This window comes from Micromonospora sp. NPDC049274 (genome assembly GCF_040678875.1).
Lineage (GTDB): Bacteria > Actinomycetota > Actinomycetes > Mycobacteriales > Micromonosporaceae > Micromonospora.
In genome coordinates this window covers 15,696-30,564 of record NZ_JBFAQS010000028.1, presented here as the reverse complement: position 1 = coordinate 30,564, position 14,869 = coordinate 15,696, and the positions used below count along the sequence as shown (strand labels likewise).

Here is a 14,869-nt window from a genome sequence, read left to right as displayed (position 1 = left end):
AGGCTCCTTCTGGATCGACGGCCAATGAGGTGTCTGCGCTGGTAGCGCGGGCGCAGGCTGGTGACGTTGAGGCGTTCGGTCTGCTCTACGACCGCCACGTCGACCAGCTGTACCGGTTCGTGTCGACCCGGGTGCGCAACCGCCAGACGGCCGAGGATCTCACCTCGGAGACGTTCCTGCGGGCGCTGCACAACCTCAGCGCGTTCCGTCCGGGCGGCGACTTCGGCACCTGGCTCACCGCCATCGCTCAGAACCTGGCGGGCGGCCACGAGTCGCACGGCGTCGAGTTCCCCGTGGCCGAGGTGTACCTCCAGGCCGAGCCGGCGAGCGACCCGGCGGCGACGGCGGTGGACCGCCTGGCCCACGCCGCGCTGATCGCCGGCGTCGACCAGCTCAGCGCGCCGCAGCGGCAGTGCATCGTGCTGCGTTATTGGCGGGAGCTGTCGATCGACGAGACCGCCCAGGCGATGGGCAAGACCCCGAAGGCCATCAAGGGTCTGCAGCACAAGGCGCTCGCCGCGCTGCGCGGGCTGCTCCCGGCCGGGGTGGTGATGCCGGCATGAGCGCACCGACGATCACGCCGGCCAACGGCGCTGTCCCGGCCTCGCTACTGCGCGCCGCTCAGGGCAAGCCGGCAACCTCGACGCAGCGGGTGCCGATGGGCATCCGGGTCATTTCCGGCCCCGGCACCACCCCGGCCGCTCGGGCCGATGTTTCCTCCGCGCCGGCCGCTCGGCCGCCGCGGACGCTGGATCAATTGCTGACCCTCGCGCAGGGCAGCGAGAACACGCGGACCCGCCAGCTCGCGGAGAAGATCACCGGCCTCGTTGACGAGCTGACCGGCCGGCTGGAGGCCGAACTGGCCGCCGTGGCGCGCCAGCTCGCCGCGAAGGAGGCCGAGCTGGCCGCCGAGCTGGCCGCAGTGCGTCAGAAGATGGGCACCGGTTCGGTTGGCACCGCGCAGCGTGCAGCGATCCGCCAGTGGGCGCAGGCCAACGGCTACGAGGTGGCCGAGCGCGGCCGGATTCCACGGAATGTTCTGCAGGCGTGGGCGACCGCGACTGGGTCGGAGGTGACCCGGTGAAGTCGCTGCGGGTGCTACTCCCGGCCATCGGCGCGTTGTCGCTGGTCGGGCACGTGTGGGCCGCGCAGGTGGCCCGGTCGCAGCGGACCCGGCTGATCGAGGCCCACCGGGGCGCGACCACGGACCCGCTCACTGGCCTGGCGAACCGCGCCGGGCTGACCGCCGCGCTCGACGAGCTGGACGGCGAGTCCTACGACCTGGTCCTGGTCGACCTCGACCGGTTCAAGCTGGTCAACGACACCTACGGCCACGCCGCCGGCGACGCGCTGCTGGTCGAGATCGCCCGCCGGTTGCGAGAGCCGCTGGACGGCATCGACGGCGCAGTCGTCGCCCGCATCGGCGGTGACGAGTTGGTGCTCGCGTCGCCGGCGCCGGCGCCGCTGGCGCAGATCCTCGGCGCGGAGGTCATCCAGGCGTTGGCCGCGCCGATCGAGGTCGCCGACGGCATCACGGTGACGGTGACGGCCAGCGTCGGCGCGGTCCACGCAACCCCCGGAGAGGACCGGGCTCGGGTCATGGCGGCGGCGGACGCCGCCGCGTACGAGGTCAAGTTGCGCGGCGGTGACGGCCTGGTCGAGCACTGCGTGCTCACCGAGCTGCCCGACGCGGAGCAGCGTCCACTGCTGCGCATGCGGGAGCTTGCCGCCGCCATGAACACGCTGGGGGTGACCGCATGACCACGTTGACCACTCCCCCGGGCGGCACCGACCGTCCGAGCGCGTGCCGGCCGCCGCTGACCGGCCCCGAACTGCGCGAGGTGTTCGAGGTCCCGCCGTCGCTGCGCATGGACGACGTCGGCGCGTTCTGCCCGCTCGATGACGTGCTGCTCATCAAGCAGCCCGGCGGGTGGCACTGCCCAGGTTGCGGTGCCGCCTGGAACGACATGGGCCGTGACGGCCGGTGGTCGGTCGTTGCCCAGCTCGTAGAGCTGGCCGACCAGGGCGCCGACCAGGCCACCTCGGGTCGCCTGACTCGTGTCGCGGTCGCCGTCGGGGCTGCGGCAGGGGCGGCCGGCACGGTGACCCTCGCCCACCGGTACACCGAGCACGCCAGCGCGGTGCCGGAGCAGCTCGTCTACTCCCCCGCCGTCGCTGTCGGCCTGGTCGGCGTGGTGCTGGCTGGCCGGCGGATCGCCCGCTGGGTCGGCGAGCACCGCCACCCCCTCGCGGTCGACGTCGACGAGGCCGACCTCAACCCCCTCGGCAAGGAGCTGCTCGCGCAGGTCCGAGCCCGCCGCGGGGAGGCGTCCTGATGGCCGCGCTGCTGGTGGTGCGGGTGCACCTCGATTGGACCGCGCCGGGTCACTACGAGAACGGCCGGTCGCTGCCCTGCCGGGTCTGTGCGACCAACACCAAGATGCGCGACTCCCAGGGCGCGGCGTGCCACCAGTCCTGTGCCGAGGACGAGATCGCCCGCGAGCTGCTCGGTGCCGGTAAGGCGCTGATCGCCGACGAGCGGGTGCCGGCACCGGCTCGATCCCTGGAGGTGGCGCGGTGACGACCCTGCAGAACGGGCCGGACCTGGCCCAGCTCGCCGCAGCCGACCACAAGGTCGCCCGCAACCTGGCGTCGGCCGAGGTGGATCGTCAGGCGGCACTCACGCGTATCGAGTCCGAGGACGCCGCCGCCGAACGGCGGCTGCGGATGCAGGCGGGCGAGCTGCGCCTGGCCGCCGAGAAGGACAAGGTCCGCGACGACCGGGCCGAGCGGCGCCGCAAGCAGCGCGAGGCCGAGCGGGCAAAGCACAAGGCTCGCCGTCAGGCTCGCCGCCAGGAGCTGGCCGCGTGGTATGCCGGCCGGGTCGCCTACGTCCGCGACAACGCCGCAGCGGTGTACTCCGGCCTGATCTACGGGCTGGCCGTGTCCGGCGCGGTGTACGGGCAGGTCGACGCCGCGAGGGCCAACGGCCTGCCCACTCCGATCGGGGTGATCGCCGCGGTGGCGATCGAGGGCACGGGCCTGGCGATGGCGCTGACCGCGCAGCATCAGCGGCTCAACGGTGAGCGCGCGGTCGCCGCCCGGTCGCTGATCTGGATCTGCACGGCGGCGGCGGTGGCCATCAACGCGATCGGGCACCACGCCGACCCGATCAAGGCCATCGGGCTCAGCGCTCTGAGCGCGCTCGGGATCATCGTGTACGAGGTCCGTTCGGGGGCCAAGCACCGCAAGGCGCTGCGTGAGCTGGGGATGATCCCGGAGCCGCCGGAGCGGTTCGGGTGGCGCCGGTGGACGACCTACCCCCGGCTGACGTTCGCGGCGTGGCGCGTCGACGTGCGCGACCGGCTCAGCCCTGGCGCGGCCGAGCTGATTGCCCGTGCTGAGGCCCGCCGGGCCGAGCAGCGTCGCCTGGAGGATGTCACCGCCGAGCGCGAGCGGCAGAACGCGGTGGTCGCCGAGGTGACCGCCGGCGCTCGCAAGGCGCTGCGCAAGGCCACCGGCAAGGACTCTGGCGCTGTCCTGGCGGCCCTGTCCCGGCTTGCGGCCACCGGCACCCCGGCACCGTTGCTGGCGCTGCCGTCGCCGGGGCGGGTCGAGGCCGAGGCGGCACGCGCCGATGCGGTCGACGCGCGGCGGGCACTGGCGGAAGCGGAAGCACTCGCCGCGACGGCCGTCGAGCGGGCGGAAGCGGAAGCGGCCCGCCGGGCGGAGGCGGATGCGGAAGCACGCGCGGCCGTCGAGCGGGCGGAAGCGGAAGCGGCCCGCAGGGCGGAAGCGGAAGCAGCCGCCGCGACGGCGATGCGTCGGGCGGAAGCGGAAGCACACGCCGCCGCACTCGCCCGTCAGGCGGATGCGGAAGCACGGGCCTCACTGCGGCGGGCACTGGAGGAAGCGGAAGCAGCCCGAGTTGAGGCCCGGGTGGAGACCGGCCGAGCCGCGCGGACGCAGGGGCAGCTTGATGCCGCTCAGGGCGAGTGGCAGCGCCGGCTCCAGGTCGCCGAGACGGCGCTCGGGCAGGCCCGCCGCGAGCTGGGTGAGCAGCAGGAGGCCCGCCACCGTGCGGAGGGCCGGGTCGAGGCCGTGACTCAGGAGGCCGCTGACCTGCGGGCGGCCCTGAGCCAGGTCGCCGCCGAGGCCGGACGTCGACCCCGCCGCCCGGCGGGCGGGTCGACGAGTGCCCCGGCCGAGCCGGTGCTGTTCGAGGGCAAGCCGGTCCCCCACGTCGACCGGGTCAGCCCGGAGACCGTCCGCGCGGTCTTGCAGGCCCGCAAGGACCACCCCGACGCCAAGCAGAAGGACATTGCCGCGCAGGTCAAGACCTCCGAGCGGACCGTCCGCACGGTGCTCAGCGCGGTCGCCGCCGCCGGCTCGGACCGCCGGCAGGAGTGAGACCACGGTGCTCGATCCGCCGACGACGTCGGGTCGAGTGCCGTGGCCCCATCCCTCGGCAGGAGGAGAACCCGACCTGATGACGCACATGCCGACCCCGCACCACTCAGGACTGATGGAGGTGATCTGGTGAGCGCCCTACCCGCCGAGGACAACTACCGTCCGTCACCGACGCCGCGAATTCCATTCCGGCGTCCGGCGGACGTGGTTTCCCTGGTGCCGCAGAGGCAGGAGGCCCCGTCGGCCCCTCCCCTACCGGAATCCAACCAGGACGAAACCACACGAACCGAGCCGGCCTCTTCTGGCCCCAACTCCGGCACCGGAATTACTCTGCGTGACATTCCGGGCGAATGGGAGAGCGTCACCGCCGTGTGGACCGGCTCCCCGGAGCCACTGTCCGACATGGTCGGGCAGGCCGGCCGGGCCCGCGAGGGCCAGGACGCCCACGCGATCGCGATGGCCTGCTGGGCCGTGCTCGTGCTCATCCCGCGCGGGCTGCTGCACCTGGCGTCGTGGGTCCTTGCTCACCCCCTACGCACGGTGGCCGTCGCTGCGGTGGCCGCCGTCTTCATCGCAACCCTCTGAGAGGAGGCACCACCCATGACCAGCGCCCTGTTCGTGCTCGCCGGCCTCGTCTACATCGTTCTGTCGCTCGTCTTCCACTTCACCCCTCGCCTGCGGGTCATGGCCGGCCTGGGCGTCGGCGCGCTGCTCGCTGGCGACGTCGTCTCGCAGGTCAACAAGTGGCTCGCCAAGGGCATCACCGCGATCGCCGAGCCGATCGGCGACTGGATCGGCCAGGACACCAAGGACGTCGCCCTGGCCATCCCCACCGCCCTCGGTATCGGGCTGGCGATCGTCGTGGCCGTGTTCCTGCGCGGCAAGGGCGGCGGCAAGTCCGCCGGCGCCGGCAAGGGCGCGGTCGGCAAGGGCGGCGGCGGGGGTGGCAAGGCCAAGCTGGCCCACGCCGCGCTGACCTGCGCGCTGCTGTTGCCGATGGTCATCGGCGGTCTCGGCGCGACGATCCGGGACGTGATCCAGTGATCTTCTTCGACATCCTGGTCTACCTGGCGGTGGCGAAGATCGCCGTGCTGCTGCTGGAGGACGCCTCCTACGCGGTGCGGGGCAAGCAGTCCCCGCGCCGGCAGGCCCGCGCCCGCCAGCAGGCCGCCGCGCAGAAGGCCGCCGCTGACGGCCCGGCCGGGGCGAGCGCCCCGGCCGGCGCCGGCCGGACCGGAAGCGGAAGCACGGTTGCTGCCGCCAACGGCTACTTCGCCGGACTGATCGAGGACGCCACCGAGCGGTCCCGGGCCCGCCGCCGCCGCGCCGCCGCCCGCAAGCGGGGCACCCAAGCGGTCGACGGGGTCGTGGTCGACGTCGACGAGGACGGCCGCTGGTACGCCGACTGCGACCACTGCGGGTGGGCCAGCCGCCCGTACCGGATCGAGGCCAACGCGCTGGCCGCCGGCCGGGAGCACACCCGCACCGAGCACCCCGAGCAGTACACCGGTGAGCCGGGGGACGCCCAAGGCAGCGGCGCCGGCGCTGATTCCGCCGAATCGGCCGACGACGGTGCGGGCGAGCAGACGCCGCGCCGGCCGGTGCTGAGGGTCATTCCCGGCGGCGCCCAGGAGCCCGCATCGCCGGCAAGCCAGCAGCCGGCAGCGGCACCGCAGCCGATGGCCAGTGCCCCGGTGCCCCCGATGTCAAAGTTGACCACCAAAGAGTGGCCGCAGCGGTTCCACCACACCAAGTGCGACCGGTGCGGGAAGACCAGCGTCACCGACGAGATGCCGAGCCGCTGCCCGAGCTGCGGTGCCGACGACAGCCGGCTGCGGGAGGTTCCCGACCCCGCCCCGGCACCCGACATCCCCACGTTCCGGTGGCGGTGCCCGACATGCGACGCCACCGAGACCGGGTTCGCCACCCGCCCTGCCGCCGACGCCGCAGCGGCCAAGCACACCTGCGCCGCGCGCGATGTCCCCACGTACTACTGGCGGTGCCCGAAGTGCCGCGCCTACGGGTCGGGTTTCGCCTCAAAGGCCGGCGCTGAGGCAGTGGGCGCCCAGCACACCTGCGTGACGGCGACCGAGACACCTGCGCCGAGCACGCCGACCGACACCCCGGCGCCGACCACGCCGACCGACCCCCCTGCAGCGACCGACACCCCCGCGCCGACCAACCAGGCCGATCGGGAGCGGCTGCGCACCGAGCTGTACGGCAAGTGCGCCTACCGCGAGGTCCGTGAGGGCCTGCCCGATCAGTGGTGCGACGCCCCGGTCGACGGCAAGCACGGCCCGTACTGCCCCGACCACCAGGAAGCCGCGTCGGAGCCCACGAACGAGGCGAGCGCCGCGCCGGCCGCGCCCAAGCCGACGGCCGAGACGGACCAGCCGGTCGCGCAGCACTACACCCGGTGCGCGGCCTGCGGCCTGGTCAACGGGCCGACCCAGATGTGGCCGTTCCACTGCCCCCGCTGCGGGGCCGGGGACGACCAGCTCCACCCGGCGAACGACCTCGCCGGCGATATCGAGGTGATCCGCAACGGCTTCGAGTTCGAGCTCTGCTCGTCGTGCGGCAAGGACCTCGACGTCCACGACATCGTCGTGGGCCCGTTCGGCCGCCCCCTGGCCATGTGCCGTTCGGAGGGGGTCGACGACGACCAGGGGACGGGCACCCGGCCCAGCCCCATGACCAACAGCTACACCGATCTGAAGGAGATGACCGTGAACCTGGAAGCCACTGGCCCCGAGGAGATCCGGGCCGCGTTCACCCAGGCCGCCGAGGCTGCCGGGGAGCGCGCCGAAGAGGTCGCCGGTGTCGCCGGCGTCCTGACCGACGCCGCCGACCGGTACGAGTCGCTGGACATGTCGGCGTCCACCGTCGGGCACCTGCGCGACGCCGCGGAGGCGTTCGCCGCCGCCCAGGGCTCGCTGAACACCGCTCAGGAGGAGCTGCAGGCCGCCCTGGCCGACTTCAACGCGAAGGACGGCCAGGTCGCCGAGGCCGTCGCCGACGCCGGCGGCAACGTCGCCAGCAAGGAAGTCCTGGTCGGCTGACCCGACCCCACCCCGGGCCCCGGGGCGAGCACCGCCCCGGGGCCCTCCCCCTCTCGAACCGCCCCCGCCCAGCCCTGACCTTTGAGGAGCCCGCGATGTCGACCCGGACCAGTGACGAGATCCGCGCGGACCGCACCGCCGCGCTCGGCCGCGCCCTGACCGCCCTGCTCGCCGTCACCGCCTACGCGGTTGCCTGGCTGGTCAAGCGCAGTTGGCGACGCCTGCTGCCCGCGTACTGGGTCGCCGCCGAGCTGGCCGTGGCCTGGATCGCCGGCCCGCTGGGCCTGTCGTGGCAGACCGTGGGGATCCTCGCCCTGGCCATCACCGCGACGGCGGCCTGCTGGCGGGCCCGCTCGCGCACCGTGCGCGCCTGGCGGGCCGCGATCGCGGTCGTGCTCGGCGGCGCCGCCGTGGCCACGGTCGCCGGGGGCGGACCGGCCGCGATGGCGGCGCACCCCACACTCACGATCGCGGTGCCAACCGCGCTCGGCGCGGCGCTGGGCTGGCCGTGGTGGCACCACCTGCGCCACCTGACCCCGCCATCGGCGCCGGAGCCGGCGGTGATCGACGAGCCGGTCGAGGTGGTCGACCCACTGACCGCGTACTGGGAGCAGCGCTGGCAGCACGAGGTGGTCGGGCAGGGCGTGTGCGCCGGCACCACCCTCGTCAAGGCGGTCGAGCCCCGCCCCGGGATCACCGAAGCCCTCGTGCGTCTGGCTCCCGGCACCAAGCCCGGACCGCTGTTCAAGTCCGGGGTGGACGTGGAGGTCGCCCTGGACCTCAACGAGGGCGCGGTCGGCTGGCGCTCAACCGGCAAGCGGGCGTGGCTGCGGGTCGTTCTCGTCGAGAACTCCTACATCGCCACCGGCGTGCCGTGGACCGGCCCCACCTACGACAACGGTCGCTTCGAGATCGCCCGGTTCGCCGACGGCTCGCCCGGCCATTGGGTGGCGTCCCGGCCGAAGTACGGCGTGCTCGGCGGCCTGGTCGTCGGCTCCACCGGCGCCGGCAAGAGCCGGGCGTTGGGCGCACTGATCGCGAACCTACTCGAAGGTGGCGTCCAGGTCGCCGTCGGCGACCCGCAGAACGGCCAGAGCCTGCCCGCGTGGAAGGACACCGTCGACTACTACCCCGGCATCGACAAGACCACGCTGCTGGCCCGCCGCGTGCACGCCGAGATCATGCGCCGGTCCCAGTTGCTCGCCGACGCCGGCGTCGAGGCCTTCGACGAGAACGACCCCCGGGTCAAGGCCCTCGGCCTGAGCCGTTTCATCATGATCATCGACGAGTGCCAGCTGATCCTGATCCCGAACACCCCGATCGTGGCGCTGGTGGAGCAGTCCGCCGAGACGATGCGCAAGACCGGCGTCGGCATCGTCCTGGCCACCCAACTGCCGCAGATGCGGTCGCTGGGCGGGTCGGTGCGCCTGCGTGACGCCCTGGTCGCCGGCAACGCCCTGATCCTGCGGCTGTCCAACCGAGGTTCCGGCACCACGATCCTGCCCGACGACTTCGTCGGTGACCCGTTCGCCCTGCAGCCGGAGATCGACGGGAAGTCCACCGCCGGCATGGGCTACCTGCGTCACAGCAACCGCGTCGGGATGCTCTGCCGCGTCCCGAACCTCGACGAGACCGCCGCCGCCGCTGCGGCCCCGCGTGTGCCGGTGCGGTGGAACGTGCCCGAGGTCGACCCCAAGAGCCCGATCGTGCTGCCGGGGCACCGCGCTCCCGCCAAGGCGGCCACGACCGCAGGCGGTGGCAGCGCGGTGGACCGGCTGCGCGCCGCGTTCGGTGCCGGCGGCGCCCGCAAGAGCTCGACCACCGTGGTGGAGCAGGACGCGCCGCTGACCCCCGCCGAGTGGGTCCTGGCGTGCCTGCGACGCGGGCCCGCCTCCGCGCAGGCGCTGCTGGACCGCCCGGACTGCCCGGTCAACCAGTCCCAGCTCTACGCGCTGCTGGGCCGGCTCAAGGACGCCGGCCGCATCACCCCGCCCGCCCAGCGCGGCGGCCCGTTCACCATCGCGAGCTGACCGCCTCCGTGACAGCCGACCGCACCGCCCGGGTCGGCTCTCGCGGTGGCCGCCACGCCCACCCCGCCCTGCCGCTCACCCCGGACAAGGAGACTCCCATGGCCAGCGCCCGCCGCAGCAAGAAGCAGCCCGAGGTCGACCACGGCGCCGAGTTCGCCCGACGCGCCGGCCGGGGCGCCCGCGCTGCCTGGGACGCCACAGCGGCCAGCGGCGGCCGCCTCGCCCGCAAGCTGCCCAGCCCGCACCGCACCTCGGGCGTCGACCTGCCCGGCCACGACACCGCCGGCCTCGTGCTGCTGCTCACCGGCGTGGTCACCGCGGCCGCCGTGTGGACCCACCCCGCCGGCGTGCCCGGCCGGCTCCTGGGTGTGCCGGCCAGCATCACCGAGGGCCTGCTTGGCCACCTCGCCGTCCTCGTGCCGCTGCCCCTGGTCTGGCTCGCCATCCAGGCGATGCGCCACCCCGCCGGCAGCCACACGGTGCGGATCCTCGCCCAGGCCGCTGGCACCCTGCTCACCGCCGCCGGCGTCGCCGGGCTGCTGGACCTGCCCGCCGCCGGTGCCGGAGGGCTGCTCGGTGAGATCACCGGCGCGCTCGACGCGGTGCTCAGCATCTGGGGGGCGGTCCCGGTCCTGCTCGGCCTGATCGCCGCCGGGCTCACCGCCACCACCGGCATCAGCCCCGTCGCCGTGGTGGCCACCCTCGCTGCCGCGCGATCCCGCCGCGCCCTGCTGGCCGACACCGACGAGGACCTGGACCGGCTGATCGACGACGTCGACGACGTCGACCGCGACGACGCGGCCGAGGTGCCGGCCGCCCCACACCCGCCTACCGCCGCTGCGGCGGCGCCGGCGGATTCCGTGGAATCGGCACCCCGGCCGCCGCGCCCACGCCGCGAGCCGACCGAGCCGGCCCTGGTGGCCACGCCGGCGACGGCCGCCGCTGCGGCATCCGTGACGGCGGGCGGCCACCAGTTGCCGCCGCTGAGCCTGCTCGCCGCCGGCGACCCCCCGCAGCGGCGCACCGCAGCCACGGAAACCGGCAAGAAGGCCCTGCAGGGTGTTCTGGACGACTTCAAGGTCCCGGCGAAGGTGTCCGGCGCGCACCGCGGGCCGACCGTCACCCGCTACGAGATCACCATCGGCGCCGGCGTGAAGGTCGAGAAGGTCATCGGCCTGGCGCGCAACTTCGCCTACGTCGTCGGCCAGCCCGAGGTGCGGCTGCTGTCCCCGATCCCCGGTAAGAGCGCCGTCGGCGTGGAGGTCCCCAACCCCGACCGGGAGACGGTGACCCTCGGCGACGTCATCCGCTCCCGCGCCGCCCGCGACGGGCACCGGCTGCTCGTCGGCCTGGGCAAGGACATCGACGGCAAGGCCGTCACCGCGAACCTGGCGACCATGCCGCACCTGCTCCTGGGCGGCGCCACCGGATCCGGCAAGAGTGGCTGCCTCAACACCCTGCTCGTGTCGATCCTGACCCGGGCGACGCCGGACGAGGTACGGCTGCTGCTGATTGACCCCAAGCGCGTCGAGCTGACCGCCTACGCCGGCATCCCCCACCTGGTCACCCCAATCGTCACCAACGCGCGCAAGGCGGCCGACGCCCTCGACTGGGTCGTGCGGGAGATGGACATGCGCTACGACGACATGGCCGCCCACGGGGTGCGCCACGTCGACGAGTACAACCGCAAGGTCCGCGCCGGTGAATTCACCGCCCCGGCCGGCAGCGAGCGAAAGCTGGAGCCGTACCCGTACCTGGTGGTCATCGTCGACGAGCTGGCCGACCTGATGATGGTCGCCCCCCGCGACGTCGAGGACGCGGTCGTGCGGATCACCCAACTCGCCCGCGCCGCCGGCATCCACCTCGTGCTGGCCACCCAGCGCCCCAGCGTGGACGTGGTGACCGGGCTGATCAAGGCCAACGTGCCGTCAAGGCTCGCGTTCGCCACCAGCTCCCTGACCGACTCCCGGGTCATCCTCGACCAGCCCGGCGCGGAGAAGCTGCTCGGCCAGGGCGACGGCCTGTTCCTGCCCACGGGCGCCTCGACGCCGGTCCGGATCCAGGGCGCGTGGGTATCCGACGCCGAGGTCGCCGCCGTGGTCGAGCACTGGCGCCGCCAAGTCGCCACCGGCGGGCAGCCCACCACCCCGGCCGCCGCCGCGGCGCCGGCCGCCGAGGTCCCGGCCGGCCCGGTTGTTGACACGACGGTGGTAGACGGGCTCGGCGACGACGAGCGGGCCCTGCTGCGCGAGGCCGCCGAGCTGATCGTCACCAGTCAGTTCGGGTCGACCTCGATGCTGCAGCGCAAGCTGCGCATCGGCTTCGCCAAAGCCGGCCGGCTCATGGACAGCCTCGCCGACCTGCGCGTCGTCGGCCCCTCCGAGGGCTCCAAAGCCCGCGACGTGCTCCTGCACGTCGACGAGCTGCCCGCCCTGCTCGCCGCTCTCGGTGGCGACTCCCCCGCCGACTCCGACGACGCCGGCGCGACCGTGCTGACGTTCCCCCGCAACGGCACCCGCCGCTGACCAACCCCGCCCACCCCGATCCGCCAGACGAAGGAGAGCCCCATGCACACCTCCCCCGCCTCCGGCGAGCAGCACCTCTCCCCCATCGACCACATCACCACCAGCGAGACCGGCGAAGGCCGGCGACGGTCGCTGGCCGCCTGGTGGCGCGACAACCGAACCGCGCTGTTCCTGCGCGACAACTGGCTGCTCGGCGTGGTCGCACTGGCCGTCCTCGCCGTGCTCAGCGTGCTGCTGTGGGCCATCTGGGTCATCGTCACCAAGCTCGTCGACGTCATGGACGCCGGCCTCGACGCGACCGGCGCCTGGATCACCGACGGGCCCATCACCCACAGCATCTCCGACCCGATGCGCGCCTACCTCGACACCCACACCGGCGGCCTACCCGCCACCGCCCGCGACCTGTGGATCACCTGGCTGATCGCGGTCGGCGTGCTCTACCTCGGCGCGCTGACCGGTTCCACCTACGCCCGCATCGGCTGGGCCGCCATCGGCGCGCTCACCGCGGCCGCCGTCTACCTCGGCGCCCCGGCCGGCGCCGGCCCAACCGCCGCCGGGCTGACCGCCGCGGTCTGGCTGACCCTGTCCCTGCCCGCCTACGCCGCCACCAGCGGCCCCTCGCTCGGCGACGTCCTGGACAGCCTCACCGACCGGCGGGCCCGCCGCACGGTCACCGACACCACCTACTGACCAGCACCGACGCCACACCGCTGCCCTCTCAGCGGTATTCCGAGCAGGAGGAAACCCCGCATGACGACCTCCAGGATCACCAGCACCACGCACGCCGGCAGCCCGGCATCGCCCGCCGTGGCGACGATCCCGGTACGGATCCAGACCACCGACACCACCGCCAGCGGACCCCACGTCGACCACCTGATCGTGGCCGGCTGGCCGATCGCGCCTGGCCTGGCCGTGCACATCACCATGCAGGACGGGCAGCGCCTCGACGGCCGCTACAACCTCGCCCACCTGCCCAGCGGCCTGGCCATCGCGAGGATGCTCTGCGCCCGCCACGTCGACCTGGCCGCCGTGGCCGCGATGGCGACCGGCATCGACTGGACCGACGACGCCGAGCAGGTCATCGCCGACGAGCGCACGGCGCCGTTGCGCCCCGGATACACCACCTGGGACTGGTGCGGCTACGACGCCTTCTGCCGCGCCGAGGCGTACCCCCGCCCCGACTCCCCCATCTACGTCGCCCCCACGTACGACTTCCGCACCCGATGCGTCTCCCAGAACCCCGCCAGCAGCCACCGCTGCGATCTGACCCGAGGCCACGACGGCTCGCACCAGCACAAGACCACCATCTGGCCCGCACAACGCTGAGCACCACATGCACGCGGGCGGCCCCACCGCCTACCAAGCCCGGGGCCGCCCGCCACTCCCCCATCCAGCAGAGAAGGAGTACCTCCATCGTGCCCGATCCGAGTGACCTGACCTACCTCGGCGCGGCCTACGCCAGCGACCACGATCCGCGTGGCCAGCGCCGTCTGTTTCAGATCCCCACCGCCGGCGCCCACGCGGTGCTGGTGGAGATTCCCACCAGCCTTGCCGAGAGCACCTCCCGCTGCACCGGCTGCGGTCACACCGACAGCGACTTCTCCGAGCTGGAGATCCTCGCCCGCGCTGGCGCGCACGCTTCCGCGTGCGGGCGAGGCACCGTCACCGCCGCCCTGGACGCCGAGATCGCCACCGTCCGCACCGAACTGACCCGCATCGACCCCAAGGCCGGCGGCTACCTGCAGATGGCCGGGGTGCTGCTCGGCGCCGGCCTGGCGGTGCTCGGCGGGGCCGGAGCCGGCGGCCACCTCCCTCCGTCCGCGCTGCGGGCCGGCGTGGCCACCGCCGTGGTGGTCCTCATCGCCGTCGTCCTGCTCCTGCTGGCCTCTCGCCCCCGCCTCGGCGGCGACTTCGGATTCATGGCCTACGCCGACGCCGACGCCGCCCAGGACGTGCTCGCCCGCATCGCCGGCGGCGACGCCGACCAGGTCCCGCAGATGACGCCACTGACCCGCGCACGCGAGCTGCGGTGGCTCTCCCGCGCCGTACGCGCCAAGTACGTGGCGATCGCCCGCGCGGTGCCGCTGCTGCTTGCCGGGTACGTCGGCGCGGCCATCACTGCGGCCCTCGCGATCTGGGGGCGGTGAACACGATGACCCGCCCGCAGTTCGCCACCGACGCCCTCGGTGCCACCGACGAATACCGGCTCGACATCGTCACTGACCCCGAACCTGACAGCCCTCAGGCCGTCAGCTACTTCACCGCCAGCGACCCCGAGGCCGCGAGCCGCCAGGCGCAGCGGCTACTCGCCGCCGTCGACGGCCCCGACGACCGCTACGGCGAGCTGTACGCCCACGACCGCGACGGCGGTGCCGTCCACTTCGACACCATTCATCTTCCCGAGTGATCAATCATTGCGCGCTGATAGGCGGTCCGAATTGCCGGGCCGCCGATCCGGCCACATGTAGCCGAATCTCCTTACCCCGTAAAGCCGCCGGACTCGCGGAGGTATGTACCGATTTTGAATCTGTATCCACACAGGACCGTGAGCGTCCGGTGGTTTCGGAGCGTGTTGGGGTGCCTCCGGCGGGGAGAGTCGCCGTAAGATCGCCGGGTCATGCGACTGAATTGATCTTGAGGGAGCGCCAGCGCTCAACCGCTAACTGCATAAAAAAACAGAGCCCCAGACCCCGATCGTTTGGCCGCGGGAAGGGTCTGAGGCTCTCAACAAGCTCGGAGGACACCATAGCATCCACCTCCGGGCTGGGTGCATCTTTGTCTCTCGACACGGTTACCGCGTGTCGCAGCGATGCCTGCCTGCGCCCAGCCTCCCCCATTTCGCGTC

The 14,869-nt window shown here is 73.4% G+C and carries 15 protein-coding genes; all 15 read left to right on the top strand.

Annotated elements, in window-relative coordinates; all coding sequences use genetic code 11:
- Positions 1 to 29 precede the first annotated feature (29 nt).
- The 15 genes from AB0K10_RS31940 to AB0K10_RS31870 all read left to right on the top strand — a co-directional run bounded on the left by AB0K10_RS31940 (position 30) and on the right by AB0K10_RS31870 (position 14,431).
- Complete coding sequence (locus AB0K10_RS31940; RefSeq protein ID WP_363689743.1) at positions 30 to 563, top strand: RNA polymerase sigma factor; 534 nt, start codon at positions 30 to 32, stop codon at positions 561 to 563.
- A complete protein-coding gene (locus AB0K10_RS31935; protein WP_363689741.1) occupies positions 560 to 1,084 on the top strand; it encodes a histone-like nucleoid-structuring protein Lsr2 in 525 nt (174 codons plus the stop codon). The genes AB0K10_RS31940 and AB0K10_RS31935 overlap by 4 nt, the downstream gene beginning before the upstream one ends.
- Positions 1,081 to 1,761: a GGDEF domain-containing protein gene (locus AB0K10_RS31930; protein ID WP_363689739.1), complete on the top strand. Its 681-nt coding sequence runs from the start codon at positions 1,081 to 1,083 to the stop codon at positions 1,759 to 1,761. The genes AB0K10_RS31935 and AB0K10_RS31930 overlap by 4 nt, the downstream gene beginning before the upstream one ends.
- Positions 1,758 to 2,336, top strand: coding sequence for a hypothetical protein (locus AB0K10_RS31925; protein ID WP_363689737.1), 579 nt, complete (start codon positions 1,758 to 1,760; stop codon positions 2,334 to 2,336). Before AB0K10_RS31930 ends, AB0K10_RS31925 begins: the two co-directional genes overlap by 4 nt.
- Positions 2,336 to 2,581, top strand: coding sequence for a hypothetical protein (locus tag AB0K10_RS31920; RefSeq protein WP_363689735.1), 246 nt, complete (start codon positions 2,336 to 2,338; stop codon positions 2,579 to 2,581). Before AB0K10_RS31925 ends, AB0K10_RS31920 begins: the two co-directional genes overlap by 1 nt.
- Complete coding sequence (locus tag AB0K10_RS31915; protein WP_363689733.1) at positions 2,578 to 4,410, top strand: DUF2637 domain-containing protein; 1,833 nt, start codon at positions 2,578 to 2,580, stop codon at positions 4,408 to 4,410. Before AB0K10_RS31920 ends, AB0K10_RS31915 begins: the two co-directional genes overlap by 4 nt.
- 129 nt (positions 4,411 to 4,539) lie before the next feature.
- Positions 4,540 to 4,995: a hypothetical protein gene (locus AB0K10_RS31910; RefSeq protein ID WP_363689731.1), complete on the top strand. Its 456-nt coding sequence runs from the start codon at positions 4,540 to 4,542 to the stop codon at positions 4,993 to 4,995.
- A 15-nt stretch (positions 4,996 to 5,010) separates the two neighbouring features.
- Positions 5,011 to 5,454 carry a hypothetical protein gene (locus tag AB0K10_RS31905; RefSeq protein ID WP_112583578.1) on the top strand — a complete coding sequence of 148 codons (444 nt, stop codon included), beginning with the start codon at positions 5,011 to 5,013 and terminating at the stop codon, positions 5,452 to 5,454.
- Positions 5,451 to 7,469: a hypothetical protein gene (locus AB0K10_RS31900; RefSeq protein ID WP_363689729.1), complete on the top strand. Its 2,019-nt coding sequence runs from the start codon at positions 5,451 to 5,453 to the stop codon at positions 7,467 to 7,469. Before AB0K10_RS31905 ends, AB0K10_RS31900 begins: the two co-directional genes overlap by 4 nt.
- A gap of 95 nt (positions 7,470 to 7,564) precedes the next feature.
- The gene (locus AB0K10_RS31895) at positions 7,565 to 9,499 is read left to right on the top strand and encodes an ATP-binding protein (protein ID WP_363689727.1); all 1,935 of its coding nucleotides are present in this window, start codon (positions 7,565 to 7,567) and stop codon (positions 9,497 to 9,499) included.
- An 8-nt stretch (positions 9,500 to 9,507) separates the two neighbouring features.
- Complete coding sequence (locus AB0K10_RS31890) at positions 9,508 to 12,024, top strand: DNA translocase FtsK (protein ID WP_363689725.1); 2,517 nt, start codon at positions 9,508 to 9,510, stop codon at positions 12,022 to 12,024.
- 42 nt (positions 12,025 to 12,066) lie between these two features.
- Positions 12,067 to 12,714 carry a hypothetical protein gene (locus AB0K10_RS31885; protein WP_363689723.1) on the top strand — a complete coding sequence of 216 codons (648 nt, stop codon included), beginning with the start codon at positions 12,067 to 12,069 and terminating at the stop codon, positions 12,712 to 12,714.
- Positions 12,715 to 12,774: 60 nt separating this feature from the next.
- Complete coding sequence (locus tag AB0K10_RS31880) at positions 12,775 to 13,350, top strand: hypothetical protein (protein ID WP_363689721.1); 576 nt, start codon at positions 12,775 to 12,777, stop codon at positions 13,348 to 13,350.
- An 89-nt stretch (positions 13,351 to 13,439) separates the two neighbouring features.
- Complete coding sequence (locus AB0K10_RS31875) at positions 13,440 to 14,171, top strand: Pycsar system effector family protein (RefSeq protein WP_363689719.1); 732 nt, start codon at positions 13,440 to 13,442, stop codon at positions 14,169 to 14,171.
- A 5-nt stretch (positions 14,172 to 14,176) separates the two neighbouring features.
- Positions 14,177 to 14,431 (top strand): hypothetical protein, encoded by a 255-nt coding sequence (locus AB0K10_RS31870; protein WP_363689717.1) that lies wholly within the window; start codon positions 14,177 to 14,179, stop codon positions 14,429 to 14,431.
- Positions 14,432 to 14,869 lie beyond the last annotated feature (438 nt).

Coding starts and splice junctions, on each gene's coding strand:
- AB0K10_RS31935 (WP_363689741.1), top strand. CDS start 560: ATGAGCGCACCGACGATCACGCCGGCCAACGGCGCTGTCCCGGCCTCG.
- AB0K10_RS31925 (WP_363689737.1), top strand. CDS start 1,758: ATGACCACGTTGACCACTCCCCCGGGCGGCACCGACCGTCCGAGCGCG.
- AB0K10_RS31920 (WP_363689735.1), top strand. CDS start 2,336: ATGGCCGCGCTGCTGGTGGTGCGGGTGCACCTCGATTGGACCGCGCCG.
- AB0K10_RS31905 (WP_112583578.1), top strand. CDS start 5,011: ATGACCAGCGCCCTGTTCGTGCTCGCCGGCCTCGTCTACATCGTTCTG.
- AB0K10_RS31895 (WP_363689727.1), top strand. CDS start 7,565: ATGTCGACCCGGACCAGTGACGAGATCCGCGCGGACCGCACCGCCGCG.
- AB0K10_RS31885 (WP_363689723.1), top strand. CDS start 12,067: ATGCACACCTCCCCCGCCTCCGGCGAGCAGCACCTCTCCCCCATCGAC.
- AB0K10_RS31880 (WP_363689721.1), top strand. CDS start 12,775: ATGACGACCTCCAGGATCACCAGCACCACGCACGCCGGCAGCCCGGCA.
- AB0K10_RS31870 (WP_363689717.1), top strand. CDS start 14,177: ATGACCCGCCCGCAGTTCGCCACCGACGCCCTCGGTGCCACCGACGAA.